This window comes from Pseudomonas sp. (assembly GCF_048265905.1).
In the GTDB taxonomy this organism is placed as follows: Bacteria; Pseudomonadota; Gammaproteobacteria; order Pseudomonadales; family Pseudomonadaceae; genus Aquipseudomonas.
In genome coordinates this window covers 165,754-183,790 of record NZ_JBLXAP010000002.1, presented here as the reverse complement: position 1 = coordinate 183,790, position 18,037 = coordinate 165,754, and the positions used below count along the sequence as shown (strand labels likewise).

The 18,037-nt window shown below is 55.4% G+C and carries 15 protein-coding genes; 5 read left to right on the top strand and 10 right to left on the bottom strand.

From position 1 onward, the window contains the following. Positions 1-18: 18 nt before the first annotated feature. Positions 19-831, bottom strand: a complete 813-nt coding sequence (locus tag ACN0UH_RS04040) for a helix-turn-helix domain-containing protein (protein ID WP_417660852.1) — start codon at positions 829-831, stop codon at positions 19-21. A gap of 157 nt (positions 832-988) precedes the next feature. Between ACN0UH_RS04040 and ACN0UH_RS04035 the strand changes: the two genes are divergently transcribed. From ACN0UH_RS04035 to ACN0UH_RS04025, 3 genes are all read left to right on the top strand, one after another. Continuing rightward, positions 989-2,422 carry an alanine/glycine:cation symporter family protein gene (locus ACN0UH_RS04035; protein WP_417660851.1) on the top strand — a complete coding sequence of 478 codons (1,434 nt, stop codon included), beginning with the start codon at positions 989-991 and terminating at the stop codon, positions 2,420-2,422. 113 nt (positions 2,423-2,535) lie between these two features. Next, positions 2,536-3,528, top strand: coding sequence for an asparaginase (locus ACN0UH_RS04030; RefSeq protein WP_417660850.1), 993 nt, complete (start codon positions 2,536-2,538; stop codon positions 3,526-3,528). Between the two features lie 51 nt (positions 3,529-3,579). Then, on the top strand, positions 3,580-4,038 hold the full coding sequence (locus ACN0UH_RS04025) for a GNAT family N-acetyltransferase (protein ID WP_417660849.1): 459 nt from the start codon (positions 3,580-3,582) through the stop codon (positions 4,036-4,038). A gap of 61 nt (positions 4,039-4,099) precedes the next feature. On the opposite strand, the gene ACN0UH_RS04020 is transcribed toward ACN0UH_RS04025, so the two are convergent. Next, a complete protein-coding gene (locus ACN0UH_RS04020; protein ID WP_417660848.1) occupies positions 4,100-4,510 on the bottom strand; it encodes a GFA family protein in 411 nt (136 codons plus the stop codon). Positions 4,511-4,651: 141 nt separating this feature from the next. Between ACN0UH_RS04020 and ACN0UH_RS04015 the strand changes: the two genes are divergently transcribed. Then, entirely contained in the window at positions 4,652-7,564 is a 2,913-nt protein-coding gene (locus ACN0UH_RS04015; protein ID WP_417660847.1) for an autotransporter outer membrane beta-barrel domain-containing protein, read from the top strand. 96 nt (positions 7,565-7,660) lie between these two features. Here ACN0UH_RS04015 and ACN0UH_RS04010 read toward each other — a convergent pair whose 3' ends face one another. The 7 genes from ACN0UH_RS04010 to ACN0UH_RS03980 all read right to left on the bottom strand — a co-directional run bounded on the left by ACN0UH_RS04010 (position 7,661) and on the right by ACN0UH_RS03980 (position 16,502). Beyond that, positions 7,661-8,512 (bottom strand): universal stress protein, encoded by an 852-nt coding sequence (locus tag ACN0UH_RS04010; protein WP_417660846.1) that lies wholly within the window; start codon positions 8,510-8,512, stop codon positions 7,661-7,663. Positions 8,513-8,524: 12 nt separating this feature from the next. Further along, entirely contained in the window at positions 8,525-10,012 is a 1,488-nt protein-coding gene (locus ACN0UH_RS04005; protein WP_417660845.1) for a SulP family inorganic anion transporter, read from the bottom strand. Between the two features lie 353 nt (positions 10,013-10,365). After that, the gene (locus tag ACN0UH_RS04000) at positions 10,366-11,604 is read right to left on the bottom strand and encodes a serine hydrolase domain-containing protein (protein ID WP_417661102.1); all 1,239 of its coding nucleotides are present in this window, start codon (positions 11,602-11,604) and stop codon (positions 10,366-10,368) included. 164 nt (positions 11,605-11,768) lie between these two features. After that, complete coding sequence (locus ACN0UH_RS03995) at positions 11,769-12,074, bottom strand: NIPSNAP family protein (RefSeq protein WP_417660844.1); 306 nt, start codon at positions 12,072-12,074, stop codon at positions 11,769-11,771. A gap of 97 nt (positions 12,075-12,171) precedes the next feature. After that, positions 12,172-13,080, bottom strand: coding sequence for a glutaminase B (gene glsB / locus ACN0UH_RS03990; RefSeq protein ID WP_417660843.1), 909 nt, complete (start codon positions 13,078-13,080; stop codon positions 12,172-12,174). Between the two features lie 189 nt (positions 13,081-13,269). Further along, a complete protein-coding gene (oadA, locus tag ACN0UH_RS03985) occupies positions 13,270-15,075 on the bottom strand; it encodes a sodium-extruding oxaloacetate decarboxylase subunit alpha (protein ID WP_417660842.1) in 1,806 nt (601 codons plus the stop codon). Positions 15,076-15,086: 11 nt separating this feature from the next. Next, positions 15,087-16,502, bottom strand: coding sequence for an acetyl-CoA carboxylase biotin carboxylase subunit (locus ACN0UH_RS03980; protein WP_087518845.1), 1,416 nt, complete (start codon positions 16,500-16,502; stop codon positions 15,087-15,089). 205 nt (positions 16,503-16,707) lie between these two features. Here ACN0UH_RS03980 and ACN0UH_RS03975 point away from each other — a divergent pair, with 205 nt between their 5' ends. Further along, positions 16,708-17,691 (top strand): LysR family transcriptional regulator, encoded by a 984-nt coding sequence (locus tag ACN0UH_RS03975; protein WP_417660841.1) that lies wholly within the window; start codon positions 16,708-16,710, stop codon positions 17,689-17,691. Here the strand turns inward: ACN0UH_RS03975 and ACN0UH_RS03970 are convergent. Next, on the bottom strand, positions 17,688-17,912 hold the full coding sequence (locus tag ACN0UH_RS03970) for a PA3496 family putative envelope integrity protein (RefSeq protein ID WP_417660840.1): 225 nt from the start codon (positions 17,910-17,912) through the stop codon (positions 17,688-17,690). The two genes, ACN0UH_RS03975 and ACN0UH_RS03970, sit on opposite strands and share 4 nt — an antisense overlap. Positions 17,913-18,037: the final 125 nt, after the last annotated feature.

Below are 18,037 nucleotides of genomic sequence, written 5' to 3'. Positions count from 1 at the left end.
CACCTGACGCAAAGGGGTTTATTCGATTTCGAATAAACCCTGTCGGATGCGTGCGCCAGCCAAGCGCTGACGCACGTCATCATCAATACGCGGGTCATCGGGTGCATAAAGCATCACCTGACGATAGGTGTTAACCCGGTTGATATCAGTACCAAGAAATTCCCACACCACCCGCGTACAAGCTGGGGTTCGTTGATCACCGCTGGAGACACCGGTCTTCAAGCCATTCAAACGGGTGATGCGACTCTTAAAGCTGGGGATAAGTATGGTCTGACTCATCTCATTGCCGGTCAGGCTTTCATAATCGATCAAAAACACCCGATCCTGAAGATAGAACGCAGCGCCTAAATAACGACACCGCACCCAATCCTCTGCACCGCCACCGCGCGCCCTCTCCTGGCGTTCCTGACGCTCAAATACAAAGCTGCCACGCTCTTCACGCAGGTGCACAAGCGACAACAAAATCTGCCCCGGCACCGACATGCAGTTGGAGTACTCAAAATAGTAACCGCAGTAGCGTGAGAGATCGTTTGAGTGCTCACTGAGTGATTCAAATAACTCAAGGAGTGGCGCGCCTGCTGACGCACTTGCGATGCTGTTGTCGCGGGCACCAATCAGCCGTGAAAACTGCTCCTGCGGAAGTGCTAGCTCGTAATCTTCGACGCCAAAAAAGTCGCAAATTCGCTTCAGGTTATGCGTGGTCGGCCTGCTCTGGCCCGCCAGATAACGATTGAATTGCGCTCGATTTATCGAGAGTTTGCGACATACCTCGGCAATTGAGCGGTAGTGACTACAAAGTAGCTTGAGGTTAGCGCCAAAAGAATCCGACATGCGGGTATTCCAGCCAAGTAAAGTGACGCGATATTAGCATCAAATAGCATCACATCACTGCAACCCGCGAAATTGTTTGTAACATTCACATCTACAATCATTGAAAAAGGTCCGCAGAGACCAACTTCTTATCAGAACAACAAGAGTGACTGCCCCCATGCTCGACTTACTCAATGACCTCATCTGGAGCAAGCTGCTGATCGTAATGCTGATCGGCCTTGGCTTGTTCTTCACCATCGCCTCGCGATTCGTTCAATTCCGCTACTTCGGCAATATGTTCAGCATTTTTGCTGAGGCATTTAAGCGCCAGCCGGGCCAACTCAGCTCGTTTCAGGCATTGATGCTATCGGTTGCCGGGCGCGTCGGCGCAGGCAACATCGCCGGTGTATCGGTGGCAATTATCCTTGGCGGGCCAGGTGCAATTTTCTGGATGTGGATCGTTGCATTGGTCGGCATGGCAACCAGCTACTTCGAGTGTTCGATTGCTCAGCTGTACAAGCGCCGCGAGCCCGATGGCAGCTACCGTGGCGGTCCTGCTTTTTACATTCAGCACGGTCTGGGCCAGCGCTGGTTAGGCATCGTGGTTTCTATCCTGCTACTGATGACTTTCGGCTTCGGCTTTAACGCGGTGCAGTCCTACACTGTCGCCAGCTCGATGTACGACACCTTCGGCGTACCGACTTATGTCAGCGGCGTGGTGTTGATGGCCGTGATCGGCATGATCATCTTCGGCGGCATCAAGCGTATCGCCAAGTTTGCCGACATTCTGGTTCCGGTTATGGCGTTCTCATACATCGGCATGGCTGTGTTCGTCATCGGCAGCAACGCGGATCGCATCCCAGAAGTATTTTCGCTGATCTTTCGCAGTGCTTTTGGCCTTGAGCCAGCGTTTGCCGGCGGTATTGGCGCAGCCATTATCATGGGTGTTAAGCGCGGCCTGTTCTCCAACGAAGCAGGTCTGGGCAGTGCGCCGAACGTAGCCGCTGTCGCCGAGGTTCCACACCCGGTCGCGCAGGGCATCGTGCAATCGCTTAGCGTCTTCATCGATACCATCATTCTGTGCAGCTGCACCGCGCTGATCATTCTGCTCTCGGGCGTGTATCAGCCGGGTAGTGAAATGGCCGGTGTACTGCTGACACAAACCGCAGTCGCCAGTGTGGTCGGTGAATGGGGCCGTGTATTTATCAGCATCGCATTGTTGTTGTTCGTGTTCACCACCTTGATCTACAACTACTATCTGGGTGAAAACGCCTTGGGTTTCTTCAGCCAAAAGCGTACACCGGTTGTGGTTTACCGGGTTATGGTCATAGGGTTGGTGTTCTGGGGCTCGGTACAAGACCTCGGCACCGTATTCGCTTTCGCTGACGTAACCATGGGCTTATTGGCTATCTGCAACCTGGTGGCTTTGGCGCTGCTGTTCAAGATTGGTCTGCGCTTGATGCGTGACTACGACAAGCAGATGAAAGCGGGTGTAAAGTCTCCGGTATTCGATCCTAACGAATTCAGCGATCTGGATCTTGACCCGGCCGTTTGGGCGCAACTGAAGGCTCAGAACAACACTGAGAAAACTGCTGTGACCAATCCAGTTTAAAGCTGGAGCGCCCCAGGCAGGCACAGGGAGCGGCCTGTTACAACGCTATTTGTAACCACAAAAGGGGGCTTGATAGCCCCCTTTTGTTATCCCGCATTTATTGAGGAGCGACCATGGCCGCTTGCAAAAAACTCCTTGTGATCTACACCGGCGGCACCATTGGCATGCAGCAAAGTGCCGAGGGTTTGGCCCCGGCGTCCGGATTTGAAGCCCGTGTTCGTGCACAACAATCCGAAGAAGATCAAGGCCAGCTACCCGATTGGGCTTTCAGCGAATTACTGCCACCCATCGACAGCGCCAACATGAGCCAAGCCAACTGGCTGGCAATGGTTAATGCGATTGTTGAAGGTATTGAGCAAAACGGCTGCGATGGCGTACTTGTTCTGCAAGGCACAGACACCCTGGCCTACAGCGCCGCAGCCTTGAGTTTTCTGCTGCTGGGCTTGCCTGTGCCGGTGGTATTGACCGGTGCCATGCTGCCCGCAGGCATCGAAGGTAGCGATGCGTGGGGCAATTTGTTCGGCGCCATGCGCGCACTGCATCAAGGCCAGGCCAACGGCGTGCAGGTGTATTTCAACGGCGCATTGATGCATGGCGCACGCGTCAGCAAGCTGCAAAGTGACGCCTTTGATGCATTCACTGTATTACCGCGTCAACGGGTCAGTCCGCGCGCTGAGCAAATACCGCAGGCCATTGATTATCGCCAGCCACGCCATCCGGTCAGCATTGCAGTACTGCCTTTCTACCCCGGTATACAAGCTGAACACATCAGCGCCCTGCTCGACAGCGGCGTTCAAGCCCTGCTGCTTGAGTGCTACGGCAGCGGTACCGGCCCTTCGGATAACGCGCCGCTATTGGCGGCGCTTAAAGCTGCGCATGAACGGGGCGTTGTGCTCGCGGCAATTAGCCAGTGCCCGCAAGGCCATGTTGAGTTTGGCGTATATGCTGCCGGTAGCCAGTTGCAAAGTGCCGGGTTGATTTCAGCAGGTGGCATGACTCGCGAAGCGGCGCTGGGCAAGTTATTCTCATTGCTGGGTGCTGGCCTCGAGCAACGTGAGGTCGAGCATTGGTTCAACCTTGACCTGTGCGGTGAGCGCGCTGATTAATCAGCGCGCAAGTTCGCACTCAAACAATAATAATTAACAGGAGGACAGCAGATGGCCGCCCGCATAGAAGTCGAAGTTCGTCCAGTCAGCGCCGACGATCACGCAGCCTGGCTGCCGCTGTGGCAAGGTTACCAGCGCTTTTACATGACCGAGATTCCGGCCGAGGCCAGCGAGGTTAACTGGCAGCGTTTTCTCGACCCTAATGAGCCGGTCAATGCCGCGCTGGCGTGGCACGACGGCCAGGCAATCGGCCTCGTCCACTGGGTCTACCACCGCTCAACGTGGACCGTTGATGACTACTGCTATTTGCAGGATTTATTCATCGACAAAAATGTGCGCAGCAATGGTGGCGGACGCCAACTGATTGAGTTTGTCTACGCACAAGCGCAACAGGCCAATTGCTCACGCGCTTACTGGCTCACTCACGAGAGCAACAGCAAAGCCATGCTGCTCTATGAACGCATTGCCGAGCGCTCTGGCTTTATCCAGTACCGCAAGCAGCTCAAGTAAGCGCGCAACCACCCGCCAGGTAACTCAACCGCCTTGGTTAATAGCCGCATGACCGTGTGGCTCATTCGAAAGGCGGTAGATCGGAATAACGCGGCAAGCTATCGGCAAACTCCACCCATGGCAAATGCTCCGAGTGCCAATAGTGCAGTGTCGGAGTGATCCGCTGCGGCTCATCGAGGCTGCCAACGGTGATATCAATCAAGCCCGGCAGAAAGCCTGCGCTGAACAAAATCTGTGTACCGCAGTGCTCACAGAAGCCGCGCTGAGCATCTGCCGATGAAGCGTATAGCTTAGGCTGCGCCTGAGTGAAGTGGACTTGATCCTGTTGATACATTGCCCAGGCTACAGCCGGCGCCGCATGCGCTCGGCGACACATTGTGCAATGACAGATCGCAGCCATCAGCGGCTCGCCTTCCAGCGCATAACGCACCGCACCACATTGACAACCACCTTCGATTCTTTGCTCAGACATATCCAGCTCCCAGTCTATGAAGCCATAAACTTTAGCTGAGGTAAGTTGATGAGCTATTCCAATTAAGCAGCTGTTACAAAACTGTAAGATGACTCCGTTATAAAAAGCGGCTATCCCCAATAACAAGGACTGCCCGCTGCCATGCATTTTCGACCGACCCATCTTGCCCGCTGTATCGCCCTTAGCCTGTTTGCTGGCGTTACTACGCAGGCGCTGGCAGCCAACCAAACAATTAACGACGCCGTCACCGACAGCCAGGAACTTGCTGGCGAGAGCACGCTGACGATTGCCAACAGCGGCAGCGTTATCACCAAAAAAGACCCGGCGGTGCTGCTGGAAGGCAATACCAGCGGCTCAGGTGTGACCATCGATAACAGCGGCATCCTGCAATCGAGCAAGGATCGTGGCATAGATAGCGATGACGGTGATGGCCCGGCACGCAACTACCAGATCATCAACCGCGCAGGTGCAACCATTGATGCCGCCAAGCAAGGCATCCGCATCGACGGCGATTTTGCCGGCAGCACAATCAGCATCGACAACGCTGGCACCATTACCTCGCAAGGCGACCGGGCAATCATGCTCAAGGCGCTGCAAACCGATGTAAAAATTGACATCCTCAACCGCGAAACAGGCGTCATTCATGGCGTAGTTGAAGACGCGATGCGCCTCGGAGCCAACGCCACGGTGATCAACTATGGCGAGATCAGCAGCGGCGACATGACCGATGACGAAGCCAAGTTCGACGGTATCGACTTCGATGAATCCAGCGGCGGCAAAGTGGAAAACCACGGGTTGATCAGCGGTGGCCGTCACGGCATCACCACAGATATCGGCGCCGAGCTGATCAACTACGAAGATGGTGTAATCATCGGCCGCAACGGCTCAGGCTTCGGCTCTGACGGCGATGGTAAAGTCATCAACTACGGTCGCATCACTGGCAGCTACAACGGCATCGCAGCTAACGGTGACGGCGATGGCGTTGATATCGACGGCCAAGGCTACATCGATAACCGTGGCACCATCGAAGGCACGGGCGCAGGCGGCGAGAAAGACGGCGCAGCGAATACCGGCGAAGGTATCGCCATGGGCGGCGGTACAATCATCAACCGCGAAGGTGCGACCATCAGCGGCGCCGCCAACGCGGTGCTGATTGATGACAGCGCAACCGGCGGTGCACCGTTCGCCACCTTCCTCGAAAACCACGGCAGCATCCTCGGCCTGAACGGCGACGGTGTGCGCATTATTGGTGATCAGGCCGACAGCGTGATTAATAATGGTTTGATCAGCGGCGCCAGCGGTCTGGCACTGGATCTTGGCGGCGGTGATGACAGCCTGACTTTAGGCGCTGGCAGCCAGTTTGTTGGCTTGGTCGATGGCGGCGCCGGGCGCGATAGCGTGACATTGGACGACGCTGCAGGCGGCAGTTTCGGCAACAGCCAGAACTTTGAGTGGCTGGCCGTTAAACAGGGTATATGGACCGTCACCAGCAATGACTTCAGCGAAGGCGGTGAGGTTCAGAGCGGCGCAGAACTGATCAACCAAGGCCAAATCGGCGGCACTTTGAATGTTAAGTCTGGTGCGACCTACAGCGGTGCTGGCCAACTGCAAAACCTCAATCTGGAAGCAGGTTCAACGCTCGCTTTCGCCGTCGCAGCGGATGGCAGCCACACGCCTGTGCAGGTCAATGGCAACGCACAAGTCAATGGGGCCAAACTGGATGTTCGCGCAGGCAGTGGCGACTATCCAACGCAAAGCAACTACAGCGTAATTAACGCAACCGGGGGCGTCAGCGGTGAGTTCGCCAGCGTCAGCAGCAACTTTGCCTTCCTCACGCCAACGCTGTCCTACACCGGTAATAGTGTTGAACTCGAACTGCAGCGCAACGATGTCGCCTTCAGTGACATGGCCAGTGGCGGCAATGCTGCAAGCGTCGCGCAGCGCATCACCGCCAGCAGCAACCCAGCCCTCTACAACGCGTTACTAAGCAGTGATGCAAGCAGCGCCAGCGCAGGTCTGGAGCAACTTTCTGGCGCCAGCAACGCCAGCCTGGCCAACGCCACACTAGCAGGCAGTAGCCAGATTGGCAGCGCCATGCTTGGCGCCATGCAGCAACTCGGTGGCGGCATGAGTGGCAATCTGCAAAGCGCAATCGACCTGCAAGACGGCCCTTTGCTTGCCGCCAACGGCTTGCCCAACGAGGCGCGCAACCTTAATGATCCAAATGCCCAAGGCAGACTCTGGGTTCAGGCACTGGGCAGCCAGGGCACGCTCGACGGTAACTCGGGCAGCCATGATATCGACCAGAATACCGGGGGTGCGATAGTCGGTGCCGACTGGGCGCTGAATACGCAGTGGCGATTGGGGGTATTGGCTGGCTATTCAAGCACTGATATTGACGCCGGTAGCGATGCTGACGGTAACGTCGACAGCTATCACATCGGTACTTACGCCTTGCGTCAAAGCGGTGCCTATAACTTGCGCCTCGGTGCGGCGTACAGCAGCCATGACGGCGACAGCAAGCGTGAGATCAACTTCAACGGCTTTAACGACACGGCTCGCGGTGACTACGACGCCGACAGCCTGCAGGCCTTTGCCGAACTTGGTTACACCATCAACAGCGGCAAACTGCAGGCCGAGCCTTACGCCAACCTCGGCTATCAACGCTACGAGCGCGACAGCTACAACGAAAAAGGTGGCCCGGCCGCATTGCATGTTGAATCTCAAGATCAAGACAACATGACCAGCACTTTCGGTGTGCGCGTTGCACGCTTCGACACTCTGGATAACGGCATGAGTTTCACCCCACGCCTCGGCATCGGCTGGCGTCATGTTTATGGTGATGTTGATAGCAACACGCGCCAGTCATTCATCAGTGGCGGCACGGCATTCAGCGTTGAAGGCAGCGCGCTGGATCGCAACAGCATGCTCGTGGAGACAGGCTTTGACGTCGGCATCAGCGCCAAGCAAAACCTCGGTCTGGCCTACACAGGGCAACTCGGTAATGACTCGCGCAACCATGCCTTGATCGTGCAGTGGCAGCTTGGTTTCTAATGCTCGCGCACGGAGAGTGCTGCCTTAGCTAGATAGCTTCCTTCGCTGCCCCGGTATTTCTTCAAGCGAGGAAATACCGGGGGCGGGAAAGGTTCCTTAGCGAAGCAGCAACACAGCAATGGTGGCTGTGCGCAGCATGGTCGTGGTCGTACTGCCTACCAGAAACTGGCGAATGCGTGAGTGCCCGTAAGCACCCATGACCAGCAGATCAATTCCCTGCTCAGCTTGATAACCGTGCAGTACCGCCTCCACATCGCCTGAGCGGATCTGCGTTTTGACATCAAAGCCAGCAGAGAGCAGCACGTCTGCTGCTTTGCCCAGTACATCACGGTTATCTGCCGAGTCGGTTGCAACCATGACAAGATGAATGGGCAAGCCTTGGCAAATCGGGCTGGCGGCGAGCATCTGCACGGTTTTCTGCGCTGTCGGGCTGCCGTCGAAAGCAAGCATCACCGTTTCCGGCTTTTTGTAGCTATTGGCGGTGATGAGGATCGGCCGGTGAATTGTCCGCACAACAGCTTCTATCTGGCGACCAAGAGTGCAGGCATCGCGCGCGCTGTCTTCACCTACTTTACCGATCACTAACAGGCGGATATCGTCCTGAAGCTCACTCAAACTCTCGACCAAATGCCCGTGGCGCTGCTTGAGTTGAGGGGAAACAGCGCCAAAGTTGAGCGTCCGTTCTTTGGCGTTCTCCAGCATATGCTGGCCCTGCTCCAGAGCCAGCCTGGCGCGCTTGGCATCCAAGGTCGCCAGTTCTTCCAGCAGATGTTCCCGGCTGCCAAGGCCAATATTGCCGCTCAGATCAGCTGTTGCCGGGTATTTTTCTTCATCCAATACATGCAGCAAAGTAAGTGGCGCTGCTAATTGTTGTGACGCCCATGCTGCGTAATCGCAGACGGCCAGTGAAGATTGTGAGTTATCGATGCATGCCATTACGTGGGTCATTGCCAATCTCCTTTAATGGTCCATGAGCTTGTCGATGGCATCAGGCTTGTCATGCACACCAAAGCGATCAACGATTGTGGCGCTTGCTTCGTTCAGGCCGAGCACTTCAACCTCGGCACCTTCGCGACGGAACTTGATGACCACCTTGTCCAGTGCTGCAACGGCCGTGATATCCCAGAAATGCGCCTGGGTCAGATCGATGGTCACTTTCTGCAGCGCTTCCTTGAAGTCAAAAACACCGGTGAACTTATCAGATGAGCTGAAAAAAACCTGGCCGACAACACGGTAAGTACGATGCGACCCGGCTTCATCAAGACTGCTTTTGATATCGAGGTAATGTCCGACTTTGTTGGCAAAGAACAGTGATGCCAGCAGCACACCGACCAATACCCCGAAGGCCAGATTATGCGTGGCGACCACGACAGCTACAGTCGCGATCATGACCAAGTTGGTCGACAGCGGGTGCTCTTTAAGATTGCGCAGAGAATCCCAGCTAAAGGTGCCGATGGACACCATGATCATCACTGCAACCAATGCCGCCATCGGTATCTTGGAAAGCCACTCACCCAGAAACACCACCATCAGCAGCAGGAAGACACCCGCGCACAATGTCGAGAGACGGGTACGGCCACCGGACTTCACGTTGATGATCGACTGGCCAATCATTGCGCAGCCAGCCATACCACCCAACATTCCCGCTGTAATGTTGGCAATACCTTGCCCTTTGCATTCGCGGTTCTTGTTGCTGGTGGTGTCGGTCAAATCGTCGACAATGGTCGCGGTCATCATCGACTCAAGCAAGCCAACAACTGCCAGAGCGGCTGAGTACGGGAAGATGATGATTAGGGTTTCAAGGTTCAGCGGCACTTCAGGCCAAAGGAAAATCGGCAGCGTGTCAGGCAACTGGCCCATGTCACCTACGGTGCGGATATCAAGACCGAGATAGATGGCAACTGCGGTCAGCGTCAGGATGCACACCAGCGGCGAAGGCAACAGCTTGCCGATCTTCGGTACATACGGAAACAGGTAGATGATTCCAAGGCCCGCGGCGGTCATGGCGTAGACATGCCAGGTAACGTTGGTCAGTTCAGGCAGTTGCGCCATGAAAATCAGAATAGCCAATGCATTAACAAAACCAGTCACCACCGAGCGTGAGACAAAGCGCATCAGCGAACCCAGCTTCAGGTAACCGGCGAGGATTTGCAGAACCCCGCATAGCAAGGTGGCGGCCAACAAATATTGCAGCCCGTGCTCTTTGACCAATGTGACCATGAGCAGCGCCATGGCACCGGTTGCCGCCGAGATCATCCCCGGTCGCCCGCCGACGAAGGCAATAACAGCGCAGATACAAAAGGAAGCGTAGAGCCCTACTTTGGGGTCGACGCCCGCAATGATAGAAAACGCAATGGCTTCTGGAACCAATGCCAGACCGACTACGAGGCCCGCGAGCACGTCGGCACGGACGTTAGAAAACCACGTTTGTTTGAGTGATTGCAGCATCAGAATATCCAAGGCAATGCATCGCACGCATATTAGGTGAATGGCGAGTGCGTCGATACGAATTCAAGTTGTGAGGATTATTGCTGGATGCGTTGGGTGTAAGAACCGGGCATACAGCCGTACGCACCGCGCGAATCAGGCGGGTGCGCGATGTTGCGGGGGGCGTAGCGCTAAGGCGGCGTAGGCTGCCAGTAAGTCATTCGAAGTACCATTATGCGGGTGTTTGCTCAAGGGTGAAGCTGAGCGAGAAGTATAGCTTCAAAGCTCCGTTGATTGCGACCGCCTGAGTGAGTTGTTCCGGTTAAAGCTGAAAAGGCAGACCAAAGATCTGCCCTCTTCTACTTACCGCAAAGCTATTTCAGCGCTTTAATTGCCGCGGCAATAAAGTCGTAGGTTTCCATCTCTTGCTTGTCCATCTCCGGCTCTGGCCACGCACTCCAGACCACTGCGACCAGGTTTTCTTTACGGTTCACATAAACAAACTGGCCAAAAATACCCTGCGCTTCAAAAGCACCATCATGCTGAGGTCGCGCTGCTTTGCCGGTAGGGAACAGCCACCATTGGTAGCCGTAACCGAGGATGTAATCTCCGCCGTAGAGCTTACCTGGCGCCAAGTATGAAGCAGGATCAACCTCAGTGGCTTTATCCAGCCAGCCCTTTGGCAAGATACGTTCGCCATCAATCACCCCGTCATTGAGGATGAACTGTCCGAAGCGCCCATAATCTTTAAGCGTGGCGGAGAAACCGCTGCTGCCGATTTCTTGGCCCGCCTGAGCATCCAGTTGCCAAAACGCTGGTTTTTCCATGCCCATGCGCGCCCAGATACGGTCGGACAAGTAATCGCTGGTGGTCATGCCGGTAGCGGCGTGAACCAATTCACTCTGCAAATGCGATTCGCCAGTGCTGTATTTGAAAACAGTCCCCGGCTTAGATTTACGCTTTAATTGGCTTAGCTGTTTGACCAGCGAACCCGGCGTGTTCGATAGCTGCAGCTCGAACATCTTGCGCCGATCCGACGTCGGGTCGCGATAGGTTTCGTTCCAGTCAGCCCCGGAACTCATGCGCAAAACCTGTTCGACGGTAACGCCGTCATAGGCTCCGCCTTTGAGCGCTGGCAGGTATTGGGTAATCGGTGCCTTAACGTTAATTCGGCCTTGCTGCACTGCCGCACCGACCAAGGTCGATGAGATCGACTTAACCACGCTGAATGATGTCCAGCGGGTGTCGGCATCGTTACCCAAGCCGTATTTTTCCAGCACCACCTTGCCATCTTTGATGATCAGCACACCGCCAACCCGATTGCGGCGCATAAAGTCATCAGCGGTTTGTTCGGCACCGTCGGCTTGATAAGTAACGTCGATATTAGCCTGCTGCGGTAACGGATAAACCTTCTCACCGCGAGCTACAGCGCGGGTGAAATACAGCTGATCCATATTGCGATAAGTACCGGGCTGATACAGCGGCGGTAAATCGTATAAGTCTTGAGCGCGGCCTATATATTGGTGTTTCTCTGGCTTAGCTGAAGTATTGGCGGCGCCGGTTTCAGTACTTGCAGTCTGCGCGCACCCACTTATTAACAGGCCAACGGTCATGCTCAGTAAACCGCCTGCGGCTCGCATCGTGATCGACATTGCTGTTCCTTATTTTTAGCGTCTATGGACAATGGGCAAATTATTGATGCCTAGACCATAGCTAGAAACAACCGCGCTGTCGCCCTCAATGGCCAGACTAGAGGCGCTGCGGTCAGCTTACAGATTCACTTCAGCACAGGCCTGAAAAAGCTGCGCTCGTAACTCACAATGCATTTGGTTTCTTCTGCGTAGCGAAAGGCTGCCTGGCAGTCTGCGTCAGTCATCGAGTCAATGCGGTACTGCTCATATGCAGCAAGGCTGGGGAAGCTAAACAGAGCCAGCGCAACATTATTGGCGCCCTCCGAAGGTAAGAAGTAACCGTGATGCTGCCCGCCAAACTTCTCTACCAGCGGAATCCAAAGTTGCGCATAGTGTTCGAACTCTGCTTGTTTATAGGCATCGATGATGTAGCGCAGATAACAGGTAACCATGGGTTGTCCTTATGATGATTGAAAGCCTGAATCACTCGGCTAGCAAAAGCGTTAGACGCCTCCAACAAAGGTGGCTCAGCCGCTTATCAGCGACTCCTTAATAGACCGACCAGCCGATCTTGTCACTGAGCATCTCCAGCGCTTCCAAACCGATCAGCGAGTTACCGGCAGGGTTCAACTCTGGCGACCACACGCAAATGGAATAACGCTCAGGAACGATAGCAATGATCCCGCCTCCGACCCCACTCTTACCGGGCAAGCCAACGCGATAAGCGAATGTGCCCGCCTCGTTATACAGGCCGCTGGTTGCCATGATCGCGTTAATTTGGGTCACTTGACGTGGGCTCATCACTCGCTCGCCAGTGAGCCGGTTTACGCCTTGGTTGGCCAGAAAACTAAAGGCGTGCGCCAGATCCACGCAGCTCATGCGTAAGGCGCAATGGTTAAAGTAACTGCGCAGCACTGAGTCGACATCGTTATGGAAGTTGCCGAATGACTGCATCAAGTAGGCGGCTGCAGCATTACGCGCGCGGTGCTCGTATTCAGACGCCGCCACCACACTGTCGATCACCACGTCACGATTGCCTGACAGGCGTCGCGCCATGTCACGCATGGCCAACGAAGGCGCGGCATAGCACGACTGGTTGATATCGCAGATCACCAAGGCGCCGGTGTTGATAAACGGATTTCGTGGAATCCCGCGCTCCAGCTCAAGCTGCACCAGCGAGTTGAAGGGCTGACCGGAAGGCTCGTAACCGAGCCGGTCCCAGATTGCTTCACCCGAGTGACCAACTGCCTGAACCAGACTGAATACCTTGGAAATACTCTGGATCGAGAACGGCGTCCGCGCATCGCCAGAAGTAAATAACTCGCCTTCGTTGCTGTACACAGCAATACCCTGCTGGTTCGGTTCAACACCGCCCAATGCCGGAATATAGTTGGCGACTTTACCCTGCCCAAGCAAAGGTCGGGTTTTCTCAATGATCTCGTCTAACAGCGCTTGCATCAGCCTACTCGTGATATTTCTGAACGGCGTCCAGCCTACAGTTGCTAGACGCATTCCGGCTAGGCGCAATCACACTCGACGGATAAATCCGAACAAAAAAAGGGAGCCCGAAGGCTCCCGCAGAGAAACTTGTAATTCAATGGCTGCACTCCAGAGCGCAGTCGCTTGGTCAGGGGTGTCTACCCATCGCTATTCGATTTCGACTAATACTTCACCCGGATTAACCCGATCGCCTTTGGCCACGTGCACAACCTTGACCGTGCCGTCGATTGGCGCTTGCACTTCGGTCTCCATCTTCATCGCTTCGGTGATCAGCAGTGACTGGCCCGCCTTGACCGTGTCGCCCTCTTTAACCAGGACATCAACGATGTTGCCCGGCATGCTGGTGCTGACATCGCCCGGACCACTGGCTTGCTTGCGCTTGCCACCGGCACCCGCGACGAAGTCGTTGAGCGGCTCGAACACCACCTCTTCGGGCATGCCATCGATCGATAGATAGAAGTGACGCTTGCCGTCGCCTTTAACGCCAACGCCAGTAATGTCGACGCGGTAGCTTTCACCGTGCACATCGACCACAAACTCGGTCGGCACACCTTCACCGCCCGCCGCTGCGACGCCAGTGCCGTCAGGGATCGGCAGCAGCACTTCAGGCACTAAAGTGCCGGCTTCGCGCTCTTCCAGGAACTTGCGCCCGATGTCCGGGAACATGGCGTAGGTCAGTACGTCTTCTTCGGATTTAGCGACAGTGCCGATTTCTTTGCGCAGTTTGGCCAACTCTGGCTTGATCAAATCAGCCGGGCGGATATCGATGACTTCTTCGCTGCCAATGGCCTGCTTACGCAGCTTCTCGTTGACCTTGCCCGGCGCTTTGCCGTAACGGCCCTGCAGGTAAAGTTTGACCTCGTTGGTGATGGTCTTGTAACGCTCGCCTGCGAGCACGTTGAACACCGCCTGCGTACCGACGATTTGCGAGGTTGGTGTCACCAACGGTGGGAAGCCAAGGTCTTCACGGACCCTTGGAATCTCGGCAAATACTTCGTTGATACGGTTCAGCGCGCCTTGCTCTTTAAGCTGGTTGGCGAGGTTGGACATCATCCCGCCCGGCACCTGATTGACCTGCACACGGGTATCGACTGCGGTGAACTCGCTTTCAAACTGGTGATACTTCTTGCGCACCGCGTGGAAGTACAGCCCGATTTCCTGAATCAGCGCCAGATCAAGACCGGTGTCGTATTGGCTGCCGCGCAGCGCTGCAACCATCGACTCAGTGCCCGGGTGGCTGGTGCCCCAGGCGAAGCTGGAGATGGCGGTGTCGATATGATCAGCACCGGCTTCAATCGCCTTGAGCTGACACATGGAGCCCATGCCTGCGGTGTCGTGGCTGTGGATAAATACCGGCAGATCGATTTCATCTTTCAGCGCTTTAACCAAATCAGCGGTGGCGTATGGGGTCAGCAGGCCCGCCATGTCCTTGATCGCGATAGAGTCGATGCCCATCGCTTGCATGGCTTTGGCCTGATCAACATAGGCCTGAGTGGTATGTACCGGGCTCACCGTGTAGCTGAGGGTGCCTTGGGCGTGCTTGCCAGCCGCTTTGACTGCTTCAATTGAGACGCGCAGGTTACGCACATCGTTCATCGCATCAAAAATACGGAACACATCGATGCCGTTAACCGCTGCCTTGGCGACGAACGCCCTGACCACATCATCGCTGTAGTGCCGATAACCGAGCAGGTTCTGGCCGCGCAGTAACATTTGCAGGCGCGTATTAGGCAGAGCAGCCTTGAGTTGGCGCAGACGCTCCCACGGATCCTCCTTGAGAAAGCGTACGCAAGCATCGAATGTCGCGCCGCCCCAGACTTCCAGCGACCAGTAACCGACCTGATCAAGCTTGGCGCAGATCGGCAGCATGTCGTCGAGGCGCATGCGCGTGGCCAGCAACGACTGGTGAGCGTCGCGCAGGATGGTGTCGGTAACAGTGATTTTCTTAACCATTTCTCAATTCCTCACAGGCCAGCGTGGGCAGCAATTGCAGTGGCGATGGCGATGGCCAGGTGCGACGGGTTACGTTTGATCGAGTACTCGGTCAGTTCCGGATGACTCTCGACGAAGCTGGTGTTGAACTGGCCGCTACGGAATTCCGGGTTTCGCAGAATTTCCTGATAATAGGCAGCGGTGGTCTTGACCCCCTGCACGCGCATGTCATCAAGGGCGCGCAAACCGCGGTCCATAGCCTCTTCCCAAGTCAGCGCCCAGACAATCAGCTTGAGGCACATCGAGTCGTAATAAGGCGGAATGGTGTAGCCGGTATAGATCGCTGTGTCGGTGCGCACACCGGGGCCGCCGGGCGCGTAGTAACGGGTGATCTTGCCGAACGACGGCAGGAAGTTGTTCTTCGGGTCTTCGGCGTTAATCCGAAACTGCAGGGCAAACCCACGGTGAATAATGTCTTCCTGCTTGACCGACAACGGCAAGCCCGAGGCGATACGAATCTGCTCGCGAACGATGTCGATGCCGGTGATTTCTTCGGTGATGGTGTGTTCCACCTGCACCCGTGTATTCATCTCCATGAAATACACCTCGCCCTCGGCGAGCAAAAATTCCACGGTGCCAGCATTCTCATAACCTACAGCTTGCGCTGCACGCACCGACAGATCGCCAATGTAAGCGCGTTGTTCGGGGGTTAGCTGAGGGCTGGGCGCGATTTCGATGAGCTTCTGATTGCGTCGCTGAATCGAGCAATCACGCTCAAACAAATGCACGACGTTGCCGTGGCTGTCCGCGAGAATCTGCGCTTCGATGTGCTTGGGATTAACAATACATTTTTCGAGAAAGACTTCAGCGCTGCCAAAAGCCTTGGTCGCTTCCGAAATGACTCGCGGGTAAGCCTGCTCAAGCTCAGCTTTGCTGTTGCAGCGACGAATACCGCGACCGCCACCACCTGAGGTGGCCTTGAGCATCACCGGATAACCAATGCGCTCGGCTTCTGTCAGTGCCTCGGTAATATCGGCGACGTTGCCTTCGGTGCCAGGTGTGACCGGCACGCCAGCTTTGATCATGCTGCGCCGGGCTTCAGTTTTATCGCCCATGCGCCGGATCACTTCAGCGCTAGGGCCGATAAATTTGATCCCACGCTCGGCGCAGATGTCAGCCAGTTCGGCGTTTTCCGAAAGAAATCCATAACCGGGATGCAGTGCATCACAACCGGTTTCGACCGCCAGATTGACCAGCTTGCGTGGGTTCAGATAACCCGCCAGCGGATCATCGCCAAGGCTGTGCGCCTCATCGGCACGCTTAACGTGCAACGCCATGCGGTCAGCGTCGGAGTAGACAGCCACCGAGCGAATGCCCATCTCGGCGCAAGCACGCACGATACGGACGGCTATCTCGCCACGGTTAGCAATCAGGATTTTCTTGATCACAAGTGTTGTCCTCGAGCATTGGGCTAACAAACCCCGCTCCATCGACTTTCTGTAAGCGGTTGTGTCCCAACCCTACGCCGCTTAATCAATTACCTAAAATCAATAATTATTTGATTACCCATAAGTAAAAACTTATATATAGGTTTTCAGGCGTAGCTTTTTGCTTTGGCTGAGTCGCAAAATCACTGAGGCGAGGCAACAAACCGTGCGTAAATCATTGATGCGAATGACACTTCGCCAATTGCAAGTGTTTCGCTCAGTCTGCGAACAACAGTCCTACAGCCGCGCTGCCGAGGAAATGTCGCTGACCCAACCAGCCGTTAGTTTGCAAATCCGCCAGTTGGAAGAGCTCGTCGGCCAGCCTCTGTTTGATTACGTCGCCAAAAAACTGCACCGCACTGAAGCCGCCGAAGCCTTGCTGAGCGCCAGCGAGGATATTTTTGGCCGACTGGAAAGCCTGGATATGCAACTGAGCAACCTGCAGGGCTCACTGCAAGGCCAACTGAGCTTGGCGGTTGAATCCAGCGCCAAATACTTCATTCCCCACCTGTTTGCTGCATTTCGCCACCAATACCCGGAAATTAACCTACAACTTACCGTGGTTAATCACGCGCAGGCCGTCAAACGACTCAGCGCAAACCGCGACGACTTATTGATTCTGTCGCAGGTGCCAACCGATATGGCGCTGGAGTTTTTACCCTTTCTGAACAACCCGATCATCGCGGTTGCGCCAGCCGATCACCCACTGTGCACTGAGCAAAAGCTGGACTTACAAGCACTGACACCGTATCCACTGCTGACTCGCGAACTAGGCTCGGGCACCCGCAAAGCCTGCGAAGAGTACTGCCACCAAAAACGTGCGCACTTCGCTAATACCTTGGAGTTTGGGTCTTTTGAGGGGCAAATAGAAGGTGTTATCGCAGGCTTGGGCATCGCGCTCTTGCCCCGACATGCCGTGCGCCGAGAACTTGATTGCGGCGTGCTGAAAGAGCTGCCCGTCAGCGAACTACCGCTGCTACGCAGTTGGTGCGTGGTGCATCCGCGCGGCAAATACCTGTCACCCGTGGCACAGGAATTTTTTACTTTTGTGCGCAACCAACGCAGCCAAATTACCTTATTAGCTGAGCGCTTCAGCCTGCCGCAAGCAAAGCCAGAAGCAGTTGCTCCCGGCATTGACTCGAACGGTTAATGCGCTGGGGCCGTCACTGCACGACCCAGCTCGCGTGAAGCAGCGATATAGTTGGCAGCAATTAATTCAGGGTAGTCAGACAACTCCTGCTGCAGCAGACGCTGCTCGGAGTAGCTCTCGATGGCTCGGCGGTATTCCATGCGTCGCTGGTCAACCAATTTACGCCGAGCTTTGGCTTGGCTGCTGGCGTACGGCTGCGATTCATCAACATAGCGCGACATATTCAGACTCCCAGACTGGATATCAGGAGCCTCAGCTTCGCCATAAAACATGACAGCTTTGCGGCAAAACAGTGAAATTGCGATGACCCGCGATCAGCCGCAACAACACTGTAAAACGCCGCGCA